Source organism: Halomonas sp. ND22Bw, assembly GCF_003011945.1.
Lineage (GTDB): Bacteria > Pseudomonadota > Gammaproteobacteria > Pseudomonadales > Halomonadaceae > Halomonas > Halomonas halophila.
In genome coordinates this window covers 1-388 of the sequence record NZ_PXWD01000282.1, presented here as the reverse complement: position 1 = coordinate 388, position 388 = coordinate 1, and the positions used below count along the sequence as shown (strand labels likewise).

General features: G+C 54.1%; 2 tRNA genes. Both read left to right on the top strand.

The annotated features are described in order from the left end of the window. Positions 1 to 73 precede the first annotated feature (73 nt). A tRNA-Ile gene (locus tag CVH10_RS18070) sits at positions 74 to 150 on the top strand. Between the two features lie 14 nt (positions 151 to 164). Beyond that, positions 165 to 240: transfer RNA gene (locus CVH10_RS18065), tRNA-Ala, on the top strand. Positions 241 to 388: the final 148 nt, after the last annotated feature.

Below are 388 nucleotides of genomic sequence, written 5' to 3'. Positions count from 1 at the left end.
AATCGACGACGTCACCGCCACCCGGCAAGTGTCCACAATGAATTATCTGATCGGCCAGAGCAAAAGACTGTTTGGGTCTGTAGCTCAGTTGGTTAGAGCGCACCCCTGATAAGGGTGAGGTCGGCAGTTCAAGTCTGCCCAGACCCACCAAATACCTTGTCAGAGGGGCCTTAGCTCAGCTGGGAGAGCGCCTGCCTTGCACGCAGGAGGTCAGCGGTTCGATCCCGCTAGGCTCCACCACTCTCCACAGGTTCCTGCAGTCGGTTTTATGTGAATCCGCAGTCACAAGCGATCATTGCAGAAAGCAATGTCACGTTTGTGACTGTCGATTGACAGTCGCTCTTTAACAATGTGAATCATGCTGACAAAGTCCCTTCCCTACCCGGGG